Consider the following 17,723-nt stretch of genomic DNA (forward strand, 5'->3'; position numbering starts at 1 on the left):
ATGAGTAATAGCATTAATAGCTCTGAAGATAGTTTTATATCCTCTATAATGAACAAATATATGCCATTTTGGCCTTTGTTTGTAATGTTATTCATACTATCCCTGGCTGGAGCATGGGTATACCTAAATTACTATGCCACACCAGTATATGAGATAACCGCATCATTGATGATCAAAGATGAAAAGAAAGGTGTGAGTGATTCGAAATTGACTGAATCCATTGATGCCTTTACATCCAATAAAACTGTTGAGAACGAAATTAATGTATTTCAATCAAGGGCGTTAATGCTCAAAGTTGTTAACGACTTAAAGCTGTATGCACCTATATATGAAGAAGGAAAATTTAGATCAATACCTGCTTACACCACATCTCCAATAATAGTGGAGTTGAAAGAACCTGAGAAAGCAACAAGTACACCCAATATTTATTTCATTTTTGATAAAGCACTTAATACAGTACTTATTGATAACAAAGAATATCCGCTCGAACAGTGGAATAATTCCCCCTACGGCGTCATCAAATTCACTGAAAACCCTCATAAATCTAAAGATGCAGAACACCCACTGTATTTCTCTATTGTTGATCCCCAGAGCGTAGCACATGGATTAGTCAGTAGAATTAGAATTCAAGCTTCCAGTAAATTTTCTTCTGTTGTAAACATGAACTTAAAGGATTCTGTACCACAGAGAGGTGAAGATATACTCAACCACTTAATCAGCGCATATAAGCAATTAGCAGTTAATGAAAGAAATAGGTTAGCTGCTAACACACTTGAGTTCGTTGAAGAGCGTATTAAAACGGTTGTAGATGAGTTGAAGGAGTTAGAAAATGAAGTAGTACAATTCCGATCTACTAGAGGAGGAGTCAACCTAGGTGAACAAGGGAGATTATACTTAGAAAATGTAAGGGATAATGACCGAAAAGTGTCAGAACTAACCACTCAATTAGCTGTTCTAGACAAAGTAGAGCGCTACGTAACGTCTAGAAATAACTCAGCAAGCTTTGTTCCATCTACCCTGGGCATTAATGACCAAGCACTTAATCAACTTCTGCAAAAGCTATATGACTCAGAAATTCAGTATCAAAAGCTGAAGTACACAACTGCCGAGAATAACCCCATACTTATAGCAGTTACTAATGAAATTGAAAATATTAGACCGCGCATACTGGAAAACATACGCAACCAGCGCATTAATCTGCAGGCAAGTCGAGCAAACTTAGCCTCTACCAACAGCACTTACAACTCTGTCTTACAATCTATACCTCAGAAAGAAAGAGAGTTAATGGAGCTTAACCGTCAGCAGACAGTAAAAAACAATGCTTATAATTTTCTCCTGCAAAAGAGAGAAGAGACAGTGCTTTCCTATGCCCCTTCTGTAGAAGAAAGTAAAGTAATTGACATGGCAGGTTCTTCTACTACTCCTATTAGCCCGAAGCCGATGTACATATACCTGATGGCTATTATCGGATCACTTGTGGCAGGGGTTGCATTTATTACCGGAAAAGAACTTTTGAGCAGCAATCTTTTATTCAGATCTGAAATTACATTATACACCAATGCCCCTATTGTAGCTGAACTCTCGTTTGTAAAACCTGGTAAAGACAATAAGTTTAGTGCACCCACAGAAGCCTCTGTAGTTGAGCAATTTAGACAATTAAGAGTTTCGTTAGGCTTGTACGGGCGAACATTTATTAAAAAGAAGATTTTAGTCACATCAAGTATTCCAGGCGAAGGCAAAAGTTACGTTAGCTCCAACCTGGCACTCAGTTTAGCTTCCTCCGGAAAAAAAGTTGCCCTTCTCGATTTCGATCTTAGAAATCCGAACACATCCGTACAGTTTGATTTATTTAAGAGAGAAGGTATAATCGAGTATTTGAGTGCGGATATCCCTATCCAAAACATACTTGTAAAATCCACCTTCAGCAATTTGACTATTGTGCCGGCTGGTAATGATATTGGTGACCATACAGAACTGTTGCTAAATGGTAAATTGGAGTGTCTGTTTAATCATCTGGAGAATATCTTTGATTACCTGATTATTGACACCCCCCCTATCGACCTGGTTTCAGACGCTTATCTGCTTTCAGAGTACTCTGACATTTCACTGTTAGTAATGCGACATGCCTATACGCCAAAAAGCCTTGTACAGCGCCTAAAAACCGACAATAAAATAAAATCACTCAATAATACAGCGATTGTATTTAATGCTGTGAAACCCCGAGGTTTTGCAAAAGGCAAATACGGCTATGGTTACGGCTATGGTTATGAGTATAAATATAAAGACAAAGCCTATCGTAAACATGGCGTTGCTGCAAGAGCATAAGCCATCTACAAGGTTAGTTTTAGCAGATTATAAATATCTTTTATTGAGGAGTTAACCTACTCTTATAGATGAGATATAAGCTATTACTTTGTCACTCCCGAAAAAACAGAAGAAGCCTTGTCCGAAATTGGATATCAGCGGGTAGATCTTTATTGAAGGTAGGTACTTAACATAGCTGCACCTCCTAATTTCTATATCAGTAGGTGCTACTTAATTTATTATTTCTCATCCACAAAAGTTTTAAGCAGATGAAAGTATTGGTCACAGGAACAGCGGGTTTTGTTGGATTTCACCTAGCTGAAAAGTTGCTCAGGAGGGGTGATGAGGTAGTAGGCGTTGATAATATCAATAGCTATTATGATACCAGGTTAAAATACGATCGTCTCGCTGAAAGCGGCATTTCTGAAGACCTTATCCAGTGGAACCAAGAGGTAACCAGCTATAAGCACCCTAAATATAGATTTATTAGGATGAATCTGGAAGAGAAAAGCCAGTTGCTAGATCTTTGTGGTAGAGAGAACTTTGACGTTATTCTGCATTTGGCTGCACAAGCTGGAGTACGCTATTCTATTACCAACCCAGATGCCTACGCTCAATCTAATCTGGTTAGTTTCCTAAATATACTTGAAGCAAGTAGGTACTGCAAAATAAAGCACTTGGTTTATGCTAGTTCATCCAGTGTATACGGCCTTAACCAGAAAATGCCCTTCTCTGTAAAGGACAAAGTGGACCACCCGGTGTCGTTGTACGCAGCCAGTAAAAAAGCAAATGAGTTAATGGCTCACACTTATAGCCATTTATATAGAATTCCTACATCTGGGTTAAGGTTTTTCACGGTTTATGGTCCTTGGGGGCGCCCTGATATGGCTTACTTTCTTTTCACAGAGGCTATTTCGAACCGTAAGCCTATCTCTGTTTTTAACCACGGTAAAATGAAAAGGGACTTCACCTACATAGATGATGTGGTTGATGGTATACTAAACGTAATGGATAAACCTGCTGAACCCTGTGCCGAATGGAATAGCAAATACCCTGATCCTTCTCGCTCTACTGCTCCTTACTGTATTTACAATATTGGAAACAATAAGCCTGTAAGTCTTATGAAGTTTATCCGGGTAATTGAAAAGTGCTTAGGTGAAAAAGCAGTTCTTGAAATGCAGGACCTTCAACCCGGCGATGTGACATCTACCTGGGCGAATGTTGATGATCTCATGCTAAAATTCAATTACCGACCTAATACACCTATAGAAGATGGCTTGAAGCATTTCACGGAATGGTACAAGCAGTATTATACCTTAAGGAAACTCTCTAACGATGTTGTAGAACAGCACAGGTATAGCGCTTAGAATGCTTTACAGTTTTATGCTATTAACCTTACCAATAACATCAGTGTGGCAGGAGGTTATTGTATACTGATTTGAAAAGTCATAAAAAAAAGACTCATACCCAATTACACCCTGAATACCTTGAGCGAGAATGTTATTCAAACCCCGCCGGCAAAGAAGAAGGAGAACCTCAAACAACGTGCTTATTTAAACTCTATTACCAGTACAATAGATTATGCAGGAGCACAGATAACAGGGTTTGTCGTAAGCCCTTTTATAATTGGGGGTCTAGGTAGTTCTATGTATGGTATCTGGCAAATGCTTAGCCAGATGACCAACTATGCCGGCATGGCTGATACCAGGGCAACGCAGGTATTAAAGTGGTCAATTGCTAATAAGCGGGATATAGCTGAGGACGAAGAGTTAAAAAGCGACGTTACGACAGCTCTGGTTGTAACTGGCCTTATCCTACCATTTATACTTATTGTAGGGGGTATAATAACCTGGTACGCACCATATATTACTAAAGCAGACGAACAGTATCATGACATCATAAGAATCGCTTGTTCTTTTCTCGTGCTAGCCCTTGTTATAAACAAGGTCTTCAATCTCTTTGAGTCAGTGTTAAGAGGTATGAACCTTGGTTTTAAGCGCATGGGCTTGCGCGCAGGGATTGTTGCATTTGGTGGTGCAATTAAGGTTCTGGCAATCACGCAAGGTTTTGGACTTATTGGTTTGTCTGCTGTTGAGGTAATAACAGCTCTCATAACAGGTGCAACCTTCTATTTTATAGTGAAGAAAAACATTGGCTGGTTTGGGTTTGGAAAAACAAACCTGTCAAGGGTTGTATCATATGGGAAATTAAGCGGCTGGTTTATGGCCTTCACCATGTCTAAAATGTTTTTACTCCATAGTGATAAGATTTTACTAGGCTATCTGGTGGGGCCAATCTACGTGACCAAATACGCTATTACCATGTTTACATCCCTTGCATTACAAGGATTTGTCAATGCAATCATCATGGGCATTATACCTGGAGTAGGTGGCCTTTACAGCAGGAAAGAGTTTGATAAGGTTCAGAAGGCAAGAAGAATCATTACCTCAATAAACTGGTTACTAGCATCAAGTATAGGGGTAACCATACTATTGCTCAATAGTTCTTTTATCAGGCTCTGGGTCGGACTGGAGCATTATGCTGGTAGCTTTGAAAATTTAATGATCCTCTTTGTCTCCATTCAAGTCATATTTTTCCAAATCGATAGCCTTATAATCAATGTAACACTTAATATGAAGAAGAAAGTATTGTTTTCTTCACTGGCGTCAGGTGTTACAATACTGCTTGCCTATTTTTTAGTTGAGAGGTATTTTATTATTGGTTTATGCAGTAGCGTTCTCATTGGAAGATTCATACTGACCATAGGTTATCCTCTGATTCTGAAGGAAAAAATGAATGATACATCCAGCATCTTTATTAGGCAAAAAATTCAACCTTTTGTTATAAGTGTTATCCTTTTTTTGATAGCAGCATATTTGAGTCAGGAGATCAGTATACCAAACTGGATATCCCTAATTGGAGCGGGCACAATTTCTACGGTTGGTTCAGGACTACTATTCTGGCACTTAGCCCTTAGCATAAATGATAGGGAGGAAATTATGGAAGTTGTATCAGGTATAAAACTCTTTAAAAGAGATTAACAGCTTTATTTATGATTCCATAAATGATATTACTCTAGAAACAATCTGAGGGGCTCTGTGCCTTCAATCCTTATGTTGCCAATGATTACAGTTTACGTTTCGCACTTAAACGCATAAAATTCATGATAAAAAATAAACTGTACGTAATACATTCAAATTCAAAAATTGAGGCTCTTTACACACTTTTCCCTCTGATTGTGTCAAAATATAGTCACTTAATTGAATTTGTAAGCATTGATTCGAAAGAAGCAATGCAGGTAGAAGGTGAGTGTGTAGTCCTAGTCCGTACATTCAAAGGCAAAGAATCTTTTAAACATAATACTGAGCGTAAGAGAGACTTTATAAACAATTTTAGAAGAAGATTCAACCGCGTAATAATGCTCGACGATGGCGCCGGAAGTGACAGCCTTCACTACGAGTACATGGACCTGGTCGATTTATACTATAAAGGCAAGCTACTTATAAATAAGAATCTGTATCTGCAGCCTAGGTATGGCAGTCAAATTTTTACTGACTACTATAATACGGAGTATGGTATTGCTGATGAGGTTATTAAAATAAGAGAAAGACCAAGTGACCCTTCTGTTCTGAACAAGCTCCGGGTGTCTTGGAATTTGGGGTGTGGAGTATACCCTATACCTGGTCAAGTATTAATTAAAATGTTAAGATCGGCAGTCGGACATAATTTTTCAAAAGCATTAAAACCATTGTATTTACACTATTACCGCAAAACGTTAAAAGAACTTAGCAGGCCGAGTGACTTAAAAAATAAATCTGATTATGTACATGCCCGCTTTGGATACAAGGGCCTGCCAAATACAATAGCCTACCAAAGACAAGTACTTTTAGACACTTGCAAAAAAAACAATAAAGTCATATCCGGCAAGATAAGTCAAAAGGCATATAATGAGGAAATCAAAAATGTGGCTTCAGTTCTAAGCCCATTTGGATGGGGAGAGGTCTGTTTTCGTGATTTCGAGGCCGTATTTAATGGAGCATTGCTCATAAAGCCTAACATGGATATTCTTGAGACATGGCCAAATATTTATCTACACGACCAGACATACATACCTATAGATTGGGATGGCAGCGATTTACTTGAAACTATTGAGAACGTGACGAGCAATGTAACGGCCTATCAAGGTATTGTAGACGCAGCCAGAGAAGAGTACAGAAACAGTTTGCTTGAACTAGATGACAGAATTCAAAATTTTATAGAAGAGACCTCAAATGTGACAGTATCCTGACTATAGGTATACATACTTAACGGAAGAGGTATTTATCAACAACGATGCGCCTCAGGGATAAAAGGAGATAGCACAACATTTATTTTTTAATAAAGCGGCCAGGTATAGGTTTATAACTTTGTTTTTATGCATAATTATACAATTTCAAAGGAATCTGTAAGACTGCGTGAGGAACTTGAGAGATCCAACATAAAATTTGCTCACTGGAAAAGCAATAGCCATCTGCTCAAGTCCCTTGCCGGGGAAACTGACTTGGATCTTCTTATCAAACAAGAGGATCGGACAAGATTTGAGTCGAGCATGCTACAACTCGGCTATAAGAGGTTAAGAAGCCAGCCTTGGAGCTCTTATCCAAATGTGGATGATTGGCTAGGACTTGATCGAGAGACGGGCAAATTCTTACATGTACATACTCATTATGCATTGGTAACAGGTATACAACATGTTAAACACCTCCATCTCCCCTGGGTAGATGTCTTTTTTGATCATGTTATTAAAGATGAGCAAACTGGATGGCCTATACCTAAGCCTGAGTTGGAAGTTTTAATATTACTTGTACGCATCTGGGCTAAAATGCCACCCAGTGAACGAATCCACACTACCCCCGCCATACCTCCTTACATTAAGGATGAATTAATCAATCTGCTTAAAAACACTGACCCAAAGAATCTCCTATCGCTGTGTGGTGAGCTTAACATAGTGGTTCCTAATAATTTTCTTGAGACCATAGATCACATCAAAGTAAATAAAGATGCTGACAGTATAGTAAGAATATCAAAATCACTTTATACCCAGATGAAACCATACTTTAAATCACCTTGGGTTCAATCGGTTTTAAAATCGACTTTTTTTAAACTCAATATAAACGCCTTTAAATACTCCATGAGGTTTTTAGGTCCTCATAAACTAGGAAAGACACTAAATAGTGGAGGCAAAATAATTGCTTTAGTGGGAAGTGATGGCTCAGGCAAAAGTACGCTTAGCAATGATTTAGTGAAATGGCTAACCTATAAAATGGACACCCATTATTTTTATATGGGAAAGAACCCATATATAAAAAGTAATAATAAGATTCTCCTCTCCAGAACTGATGTTTTTTTTCTAGACAGTCGGGTTTCTAAAGCTTTGAAGAAATTTGTTGGAAGCTTTTACTATCTCATTTTAATTAAGAAAAAGCTAACCTTTATTCGTTTAGCTAAACGAATGAGCACTTCAGGAAGCATTATTATCTGTGACAGATTCCCCCAAAAGAGCATTTTAGGGATTAACGATGGTCCAAATCTTCAGAAATCAACACATAGTTGGACCTCCAGGATAGAAATGAATTTGTTTGATCAAGTAAATGAATTACCTCCAGATATTGTAATAAAACTCAATGTTAGTCCAGACACTGCATTTGAGAGAAAACCACAACATGACAAAATCAAGATTTTTCAAAAGTGTGATGCTCTAAATAATATAAATTTCAAGAATGCTAAAGTTGTTAACATTGATTCAAACCAACCCTACGATAAGGTATTAGCAGAAATCAAAAATGAAATTTGGAATCTATTATGAGCTGTTCTAAGCATACAGGTAGGATTATAGAAATTGTAGGGCCACCTGGGGTTGGCAAATCTACAATCTATAATCAATTATGTAACAGCTGGACCGCTGATCTAAATTGGATTTATCAAGATGAGCTTTTAGCGTCTAAGCCACCTGTTGTTTTAAATTTTAAAAAATGGCTTGAAGATAAAGCACGGAGCTACTTCGGGCGAAAAAGGGCAAAAAGTATTCCCACTGATTATGGAATGCGCTTTATAGAACATCATCAAGAACTGGCAAACCTTTGTTGGAGTCACTTTTCAGACTTGAGAGAAGTAGAAAGTATTCATAATTGTTACAGATCAACTTATCATTTATTTAATGACTTCTGCAGATACCAGGCTATTGTAGAATCAGCTAAAATCAAACCTTGTATAATTGAGGAAGGACTTTTGCAAAAGTCCTTCCTGGTTCGTTCTTATAAAAGTTCGTTTTCTTCGTTTATTGACAATTATTTAGATTTATTACCCCTATCCCACACAATTATATACATAAATACATCAGATATCTCCACTATTGTTGATCGGCTGACTATAAGAAACAAGGTGATTGCTTCTCATATAGGCAAAGACAATCGAGCATTATCAGAAGATATTTTTAATTGGCAGCAAACGTTCAGCAAGATTATACCTGTACTAGAGTCTAGAAATATCAATATTATAGAAATAGACGCCCAATATACACCACAGGTTAATGTAAAATTGATTAAACAGGCACTTAGTAATTTACAATAAGTGGACTTTAGATATTAAACTACAACACATGAGTATATTCTTTATAATTGTAGAAATACTGGCATTAGCTTTACCTATCTATCTGCTGTTGTATCGTCGAGAGCTGTCCATCATTTATATACCTTTAATAATATTTGCAAAGGTAATAATTACACCTTCAAGTCCAGCATTCCTGCATTATTCAGTTATAACTATCCTTATTCTCTACTCTGTTTACCAAAACTCAAGTTTTTTTTCTAAAAACATATATTCTCTCTGTTTAATATTAATTTATCTGATTCTAGTTACTAACGTATCTAACTTTGACAGTATTAGGCCTAACTTTTTCGCTTGCTTATGGTTTTTCACCTCTCTCCCATTAATTAGCACTATATACAGAAAGCACTCCAGAGATAAAATTGTAAAAGAGCTATCAACAGTTGCCTTTTTGATTCTTTGCCTCTTTGTACTTAATGTTATCATGTCTACTATGACTGGATATTCTCCATATGAGATGTATGGTATTACGTCAGGAGTTTTATATGGAAATTTGTACGCAACGGACTTCAATATTCTTGCTATCGCAACCTTTCTAGTTTTAGCTTTTGCTGTACGTCAGAGAAATGTTATATACTTTATTACGTCACTAACTTCACTAGCTTTTATTCTACTTTCACTGCGCAGGTCTGTCATGTTGCTCAGTATAATAGGAATTATAATAGTTATTTTAATATTTTCAACAAAAAACAACATTCGTAATGTAATAGTATTTGGAGCTATGTCTTTGGTAGTAAGTTTCGTCGTTATTCCTAACACGAACTTTCTGTTGACCTTCATAGAAAGATATGAACAAAGAAATCTAGCAGATCGTGAATTGGAGGAAGAAACCAGATTCTTAGAGTATGAATTAATCTATGATGATATTTTCTTATATGAAGATTATAGCCCATTGTTTGGCTATGAACTCTTAAATAGTGCCGGCAATTATGGTAAGGGCATTTTAGATGACAGAACGCTCCATTCAGATATAACTAATATGATCCATTCAACTGGTATAGTGGGGTTATCTCTCTATTTGTTAATGGTGGTAGCATGCTTTATTCAAGCTTTTAGAAGTTCTAAAACAAGAGAGGATTATTTAATAGTAACCTTTTGCGCCTGTGTATTCTTAGTGTATACCATTACAGGCCGATACACAAGTTCAGAAAGTATGATTATACTATTTCTTACACTAATGCTTCCTATCACAAATAGAGAAAATCAATTAAATAAAATTGAGGAAAAGAAGGCAGAATTAGTCAGATTTTAAAGGTTGGTATCACAAAAGCTAATTAAAGACAATGTTGTTGATCTTTCCCAGGCATAAACTACACTTGTACATAAGTTAAATATTAAAACATATGGCTAAATTTATTTTTTATGATGATAAATTAATTAATATATTACTTAAAGAAGAATTGCCATCAGGGGGCGCCGCTGTGCAAGCATATGGGTGGATTCAAGGTCTCTTAGCTTCTACACAAGATGTATATTTACTTACTGAACCCAAAAGTGATAGAATTCTTAAGGATGAATGCTTTAAGATTAAGATCATTGAAGACTATGACCCATCGAAAGGTATAAAATGGATACGTTGGGCCTACTATCGGATTCCGCATATATACAATACCCTTAGATATATTAAACCTGATTTTGTTTATAAAAGTATTCCTACCTGGCACTCCAGTATACTGGCGGTTATATGTTATTTATTAAACATTCAATTTATACAGAGGGTATCTAATGATTTCTTAGTGGACGATCGTTTTTATACAAAATATTCACAAACGCATCGCCTCTTTCAAAACATAGCTTTCAAATTATCCAGTTTTATTCTCTGCCAGAATGAATACCAGTACAGAATTATCAAATATAAGTTCCCTAACAAAGTTGTTCATAAAATTTCAAACCCAATTGTATTAGAAAGTTCAAATTATCTTGATGAAGGTAAGCAGGATTCTTACATAGCATGGCTAGGTCTTTTTCAATATCAGAAGAATTTAAAACTGCTGTACCATATAGCAACAAATTTGGCAAATCAGACTTTTTTAATTGCTGGTAAAGAAGGATCCAAAGTCGATACTGAAACAATTGAATATTTAACTAAACTAAGGGAACTTCCAAATGTTAAATTTATTGGATTTCTACAAAGACACGAGGTATTGCCTTTTTTAGCTAAATCCAAATATCTGCTAAACACATCACGTTATGAAGGATTTAGCAATACGTTTTTAGAAGCTATGGCTACAGGAACACCTATTCTCACCACAGAGCAGGTGAATCCTGATTCGATAATTTCTGACCATAGACTAGGTATTATTTATGAAGACCCTCAACACTTAAATCAAAAATTAAATGAAATTACTCCAACAGCTTATGAAGCGCTTTCCAAAAGAGTTACTGATTATGTAAAGCATAATCATGACTATCTCATCTTAACAAACCGTCTTTTGAATTTGCTAAAGACAGACCAAACAGCATCATAGAGCTACTTGTATGATTCATAACTGTGTTTTAACATGACTGATAAATCTATAAAAATAATTCTGTTCATTGGCAGTTTGCGGTCCGGAGGGAAAGAGAGAAGGCTTGTTGAGCTTCTCTCTTATTTACAGAAGCGTAATCAGTATAAGCTGCTGGTTGTCATGACATCACACAAAATAGACTATCAAAAGTTTTATGACCTAAATATTCCTTATTATGTAATTCCAAAATCATGGAGCAAAAACGATTTAACTATTTTCTATAAATTCTACAAAATAGTCAAAAGTTATGAACCAGATTTAATTCATACTTGGGGTAAAATACAAACTTTGTATTCCCTGCCTTCAATTCTTAAAACAAAAGTGCCCCTCATTAATAGTCAAATAACTGCAGCACCTCCTTTTATAAATAAAATCTCAATCAGCTTTCTAATCAATCTTCTAAATTTTAAAATCTCTAAAACAGTAATTGCTAATTCTTATGCTGGCCTTGAAGCCTTTACTCCCCCGATGAATAAGTCCTACATAATTTACAATGGTGTTGACTTTGACCGCTTTAAGGGTTTGGCCGACAAATTAGCTATAAAGAAAAAGTATAACATTAAAACTCCTTACACAGTCATAATGGTGGCTTCTGTCTCTCAAAACAAAGATTATAAACTTTTTTTTGAGATAGCTCAAATAGTAACAAAATTAAGGAGTGACATAAGTTTTATTGGTGTAGGATCTTACATTGAAGCTGACACTACCTATCAGCACATAAAGAAAATTACCAGTAATAATGATCGGTTAATCTTTCCTGGCAGAATAGACGATGTGGAGGCTCTGATAAATGCGTGTGACATTGGTGTTTTATTCTCACCTAATGGTGAGGGTACATCTAATGCAATAATTGAATACATGGCTTTAAGCAAGCCGGTTATTGCAAGCAGAGTAGGAGGAAATTTGGAGCTTATAAGTCATAACGAGAATGGATACTTAGTAAAAGACAGCACTGCTATAGAGATCGCTGAGCTGGTCACCGAACTGATTGATGACAAGGAGAAAAGGGACAAGTTTGGGGAGCGCAGTAAAGAATTCATCCTAAACTCATTCTCACTTGAAAGCATGGGGAGAAAATTCGAAGAGGTTTACATGAATGCTCTGGGTATGGATATCCCTAAAATAACTAATGACTCTAGTCTAATTCATGCGAGTAACTAAGAATTTACTTCTCGTGCATCCAGCATTCAAAAAGAATAGCATGCTTATACTCAGTTATTGAATAAGTTATGAGTTGAGAAACTCTCGATTGTGTTAAGTATTAATGGGACCTCTACTTTAGGTGTAAGATCTGATGGTATCATAGATTAAATCAGAATACTTTTTTTAAATAAAAAGATGTTTAATATGAAAAAGCTATTTGGTTACAGTCTCTATCTAAAAGATCGAAGAACACTTGTTCAAGAGCTTAAATCCAGAATATCGGATAACCAACTTTCAACCATTATTTCCTTGAATACCTTGAAGCTCTACCAGGGTTCAAGAGATCCTTTTCTTGAAAAAACGTTTCAATCTGGCACTCATATCATACCTGACGGACAATCAATTGCCTTTGCAGAGTATCTGGTACATGGAAATAAGATTTCCTCTATCTCCGGCGCCGAGCTTATGGTAGAGCTTATTCGGGAGTCATGCGTTTCGGGATATAAAATTTTTTTCTTAGGATCTCCTCAACAGCTGCTTGACAGAGTAGAATTGAAAATCAAACAAGATTATCCTCAATTGATTGATAAAGTTGCATTCCAAGATGGGTACTACAATGTCGAGAAAGATGAAGCAGATGTTATAAGCAGAATTGCCATGTTCAAGCCTGACTTCTTATTCGTAGCTTTCGGCTCTCCTAGAAAGGAAGAGTTTATTATAAAATACCACGGCCAACTTAATGCCAAAGTAATTATGGGAGTTGGAGGTAGCTACGAGTATTTTGTAGGAGATGTGAAGTTAGACCCCATGACAAAGAAATTAGGCTTGAGGTGGTTAGTTAGAACTATTCAGGATCCCCGAAGGCTCGCCAGGCGTTATGCTGTCTGTAACTCTTACTTCCTGTTCGCTCTGTCTAAGGAAATTGTTAAAAGTTTTAAGAACCGCTTAAGGCATGCCTAGATTTATTTAATGCAAGTTAATCTAGTAAAGGAAGATGGCGGTGAATTTTCAGCAAGTTTGGATAGTAAAAACATCAAGATGCGGATCAATTATGAATTCACGATGTAGCCAGCTCTCAGGGAAAGTATAACATCTAGCTCTACTACTTCACTATGTAAGCACAGCCTAAGATGAGCTTAAGGCAGAAAGCTATTTTTCGGCAAACTAAGACCAAGCATGTTCGTCAAACTCTATAGCTGCAACAGAATACTCAGAACCATACACATGCTAGCACCGAATTACTAAATTCAATCCCAGGACTATTACCGGTAAATGAGGAGAGTAAAGCAATTTAAAACTGAGAGAATAGTTGAGTTGTGATTCTATTAATAATATGTTAGGTGTGTTTTGATAAAGAATTTACACTGGTTCATATCTAGAAGGCATTTTTATATACCTCTCTGCCAAATATAGTTAGCCATATAATTTTCAGATCAAGCATTAAGGTCCAATTTTCGACATACCAAAGATCGAATTTTGTTCGCATACACTTCTGCTCTTCCGTGTCAGTTGGTCCTCTCCAGCCGTTTACTTGCGCCCAACCCGTAATCCCCGGCTTAAAATAGTGTCTGATCATATATTTATCTACACTTTCCTGAAACTGTTGGTTTAGGAAACTCCTATGCGGTCTTGGCCCGACAACGCTCATATCTCCTAGAAGTACATTCATAAATTGAGGCAACTCATCAAGGCTATATTTTCTCATTATTCTACCTATGCTTGTTATCCTACTATCCTCTTTTATAGTTGAACGTTGTCCACCGATTGAAGCATCATTTTCTTTCATGCTTCTAAATTTAAATACTTTAAATGGCTTTCCACTTCTTCCTATTCTAACCGGACAATAAAAAATTGGTCCACGTGACTCCAGCTTTATCAACGTTGCAAGTATAAGGAAGAGAGGCGCAAGCAGGATTAAAGCAACTAAGGAGAAAACCTTATCAAAGGTATTCTTAATGAAGAACAGTCTCTTGTCATCAAGTGGCAGCTGTCTAACATTTATAGCTTCGATATGTCCATATCGTGTTATTTTATAGTTGCTCCCCAATAAGTTTTGGAAGTCAGGTACATACTTCACACGTACTCCATGGTAGTCAGCTGCAGCAATAATTTGCCTTATTTTTTTTGATGCTTTGACAGGGATCGCAATTACAATTTCGTCTACAGGGTTATCTTTCAAGTAACTCTGTATATTACTCAAATCCCCTACAACTTTGTCATTACTTACTAAGCAATCTTCATTTTTACATTTAATAAAACCTTGCACATAATGTTGTTTGCTGCTTATCAGATCCTTCTCAACATTAACAGCCAGATTACCTATTCCAGCTACCAAGGTATGTTTTGATTTTTTCGCAGAATACATTACCCTTTTCAGTCTAATAATAAAATAATTAACGGGTATACCTACGATTGGAAGTGAAATAACAAAGGCTATTACTACATTCTTATTTAAATCGTCTAAATTAAAAGTAGTAACTGCAACTAATATCAGTAAGAGCATTAAAAGATAGGCCTTGATATAGAATATGGTTCTAGAACCTGTATTCCCGAGACTATCTATGTTTTTATTTCTCCAGTAACCTATTAGTATCCAGAACAGAATTAAACTTCCTATTACATACATTTCCATCTTAAGGGCTGCTTCTTCACTAAAAAGAAAAACAGATATAATTATTGAAATTAACAACGTAATTATATCTCCACCAAAATAAATGGAAGGTTGAGTATATTTGTGCTTAATCATAACTATAACATTAAGTTATCGATCTTATATAATGTTCAAAGCTGCCTTTGACCAACTCACTACATTTCTGACTTTAGTCTTTATAAATAAGACTAGACTCCTATCACTCATCCGTTACTGTTATTTTGACCAAAACGAGGAACAGGATTTGTTATTAAAAAATTTTGCTAATATTCCTCAACCAATAAGACTAGATATAAGCTAATTCTAAAGAGGTTTGCAGTTTTAATGTAAAGGTTTATCATATTTAAATAAAATTATAATAAAGCTATAAATACCAATAATTATCAGGTTTGTATAGAATTATTAAATCCAAATTTAATAATCAACCTATATTTTATATACTTAAACTAAGAATTAAAGATTTGCTTTTTTCTAGATTTTGCTAATAAAATTTTCAACTCCTAACAAAATCATGATTTTTCAGTGTGAAGGTATGCAATTGCAGGGTGAATGAACTTTTCCGTGAGTGTATAGATGACAGAATTGGCTTATTGATGATAGCTAGGATTCAGAGCCCTGCGATCTTAAATTTCGCACATCTGTTGTTATAATAAGATTAGCCAGAACAAATAGTGAGATATCGAATGAGTCGTAAACTTCTTTTAGCCCTGCTATACTAATATTTACTTTTCAGACCAGACTACCTCTAATCTGGAAGAAGTTACACCAATTGACAATTCAAAAGAGAAAATGTCTTAATGAAGCCAAAGAAATAATTATAACTCAGGTCATCAGTTTTATCAATCTAAATAAATGTTTGCATGACTATAATTTGCATTGTCGGCCACACTGCAATTGCTGCTACAAACGAATATGCCAAAACTGAACAGTAACATAGTGATAGTGCTTGATAGTATGTAAGCAAATATGACGTCCATGCCCCTAAAAGGTTGAGACCAGATCAAATGATCTAGAATAGACCGAAATAGCGGCCGAAGACCTATCCACTTTGGCTGTTTCCACCAATAGATAGCTAATAGAGTTTATTGTAAACTGACTGCAGCAATAATAACCATTAAGAAATTTTCTTGAGAAGAGTCTGAAAAGCTTTAGCTCATATTCATGGCAAAACTGCAAGGGCGTTAAGCACTATATTCTTTTTCAACTATTCATTACTTTTTGCAGTATATTCAGATAAAATAAAAATTAATTTCGCCTTATGGTGATATTCAAGCAGTTTTGAAGGGATACAAAACTGATTAGGTTCTTAATTAATGTGAGACCACACTGTGGGAAAAAGCATGAAAGTATTATTTGTTTCTTCAGGTAATTTAAAAGCATATGGTATTGCTCCTTTTATAAAAGTGCAAGGGGAATCTTTAAGGGAAAAGCTAATAGATATAACATACTTTACAATTACAGGGAGAGGATTTGTTGGATACCTTTCCAATGTCAAAACATTGAGAGAAATGTTGAAATCAGGAGAATTTGACATCATTCATGCCCATTTCACGCTTTCAGCCTGGGTAGTAATATTAGCATATCCCAAAGCACCAATTGTGTTGTCTCTTATGGGAACAGACGCCTATGGGAGAGTAGAAAAACTTGTTAAGAACAGAAATCATCTTAATTTACTAACATTCTCTACAATATTAATTCAGCCATTTGTAAAAAAGATTATTTCCAAATCTCCGAATATCGAGAAATTTGTTTGGCAAAAAAAGAAGTCACACTTATTGCCGAATGGAGTTAACGTTCAAGAATTTTATCCAACTAAGTATGATTTTAGAGAAGAGTTGGGTCTTTCAAAGGATAAGAAGTACGTTTTATTTTTAGGAAATCCCAAAGACCCAAGAAAAAACTTTGATCTGCTGAAAGTCACATATGAGAAACTTGCTCTTCATAACATTGAAATAGTCGCCCCATTCCCCATCCCACATGCACAGGTATTTAAATATCTAAATTCTGTTGACGTACTGGTAATGTGCTCATTTGAAGAGGGCTCTCCCAATGTCGTTAAAGAAGGAATGGCTTGTAATTGTAAAGGTGTATTTACTGATGTTGGTGACGTGCGGTATTTAGTGGAAAATACACCAGGATATGCAATTTCCGAATTTAATGCTACAGACCTCGCACAAAAGATCTTTGAGGTGATGGATATGGAAAGTTGTTATGGTAGACAAAGGCTTTTAGATCTTGGACTAGATTTGCCTATGGTCGCTGACAAGTTGATAAATATATATCAGGAAGCAATAAACTAAAGATATCTATTTACACATAGACCAATAGCTTAAGAACGTATATCATCATTGATCGCTTATCAGTGTACATTTAATTTTACTGGTTCTGAAACGGTTGGGGCGGATATGGTGGAGGAGGTCATGTCGGCCAGCGTGTTGGCTGACGTCCCCACCCGTATGTTGTCGATGTAGAGC

12 protein-coding genes are annotated in these 17,723 nt (G+C 36.0%); 11 read left to right on the forward strand and 1 reads right to left on the reverse strand.

Annotated features, from left to right (window positions below):
- From C8E01_RS20875 to C8E01_RS20920, 10 genes are all read left to right on the forward strand, one after another.
- On the forward strand, window positions 1-2,325 hold the full coding sequence (locus tag C8E01_RS20875; RefSeq protein WP_116545401.1) for a GumC family protein: 2,325 nt from the start codon (window positions 1-3) through the stop codon (window positions 2,323-2,325).
- A gap of 248 nt (window positions 2,326-2,573) precedes the next feature.
- Entirely contained in the window at window positions 2,574-3,671 is a 1,098-nt protein-coding gene (locus C8E01_RS20880; protein WP_116545402.1) for an NAD-dependent epimerase, read from the forward strand.
- Between the two features lie 120 nt (window positions 3,672-3,791).
- Window positions 3,792-5,345 carry an MATE family efflux transporter gene (locus C8E01_RS20885; protein WP_243409748.1) on the forward strand — a complete coding sequence of 518 codons (1,554 nt, stop codon included), beginning with the start codon at window positions 3,792-3,794 and terminating at the stop codon, window positions 5,343-5,345.
- 122 nt (window positions 5,346-5,467) lie between these two features.
- The gene (locus C8E01_RS20890) at window positions 5,468-6,592 is read left to right on the forward strand and encodes a hypothetical protein (protein ID WP_116545403.1); all 1,125 of its coding nucleotides are present in this window, start codon (window positions 5,468-5,470) and stop codon (window positions 6,590-6,592) included.
- A gap of 126 nt (window positions 6,593-6,718) precedes the next feature.
- Window positions 6,719-8,149 (forward strand): hypothetical protein, encoded by a 1,431-nt coding sequence (locus C8E01_RS20895; RefSeq protein WP_116545404.1) that lies wholly within the window; start codon window positions 6,719-6,721, stop codon window positions 8,147-8,149.
- Window positions 8,134-8,913 carry a hypothetical protein gene (locus tag C8E01_RS20900; RefSeq protein ID WP_165820705.1) on the forward strand — a complete coding sequence of 260 codons (780 nt, stop codon included), beginning with the start codon at window positions 8,134-8,136 and terminating at the stop codon, window positions 8,911-8,913. Before C8E01_RS20895 ends, C8E01_RS20900 begins: the two co-directional genes overlap by 16 nt.
- Window positions 8,914-8,941: 28 nt before the next feature.
- Window positions 8,942-10,201, forward strand: coding sequence for an O-antigen ligase family protein (locus C8E01_RS20905; RefSeq protein WP_116545406.1), 1,260 nt, complete (start codon window positions 8,942-8,944; stop codon window positions 10,199-10,201).
- Window positions 10,202-10,292: 91 nt separating this feature from the next.
- Window positions 10,293-11,417 (forward strand): glycosyltransferase family 4 protein, encoded by a 1,125-nt coding sequence (locus C8E01_RS20910; RefSeq protein ID WP_116545407.1) that lies wholly within the window; start codon window positions 10,293-10,295, stop codon window positions 11,415-11,417.
- A 33-nt stretch (window positions 11,418-11,450) separates the two neighbouring features.
- Window positions 11,451-12,617 carry a glycosyltransferase gene (locus C8E01_RS20915; protein WP_116545408.1) on the forward strand — a complete coding sequence of 389 codons (1,167 nt, stop codon included), beginning with the start codon at window positions 11,451-11,453 and terminating at the stop codon, window positions 12,615-12,617.
- A gap of 186 nt (window positions 12,618-12,803) precedes the next feature.
- Complete coding sequence (locus C8E01_RS20920; RefSeq protein WP_165820706.1) at window positions 12,804-13,559, forward strand: WecB/TagA/CpsF family glycosyltransferase; 756 nt, start codon at window positions 12,804-12,806, stop codon at window positions 13,557-13,559.
- Window positions 13,560-13,974: 415 nt separating this feature from the next.
- On the opposite strand, the gene C8E01_RS20925 is transcribed toward C8E01_RS20920, so the two are convergent.
- A complete protein-coding gene (locus C8E01_RS20925; RefSeq protein ID WP_243409749.1) occupies window positions 13,975-15,345 on the reverse strand; it encodes an exopolysaccharide biosynthesis polyprenyl glycosylphosphotransferase in 1,371 nt (456 codons plus the stop codon).
- A gap of 1,244 nt (window positions 15,346-16,589) precedes the next feature.
- Here C8E01_RS20925 and C8E01_RS20930 point away from each other — a divergent pair.
- On the forward strand, window positions 16,590-17,549 hold the full coding sequence (locus C8E01_RS20930; protein ID WP_116545410.1) for a glycosyltransferase: 960 nt from the start codon (window positions 16,590-16,592) through the stop codon (window positions 17,547-17,549).
- Window positions 17,550-17,723: the final 174 nt, after the last annotated feature.

Source organism: Pontibacter virosus (assembly GCF_003096355.1).
Taxonomy (GTDB): Bacteria; Bacteroidota; Bacteroidia; order Cytophagales; family Hymenobacteraceae; genus Pontibacter; species Pontibacter virosus.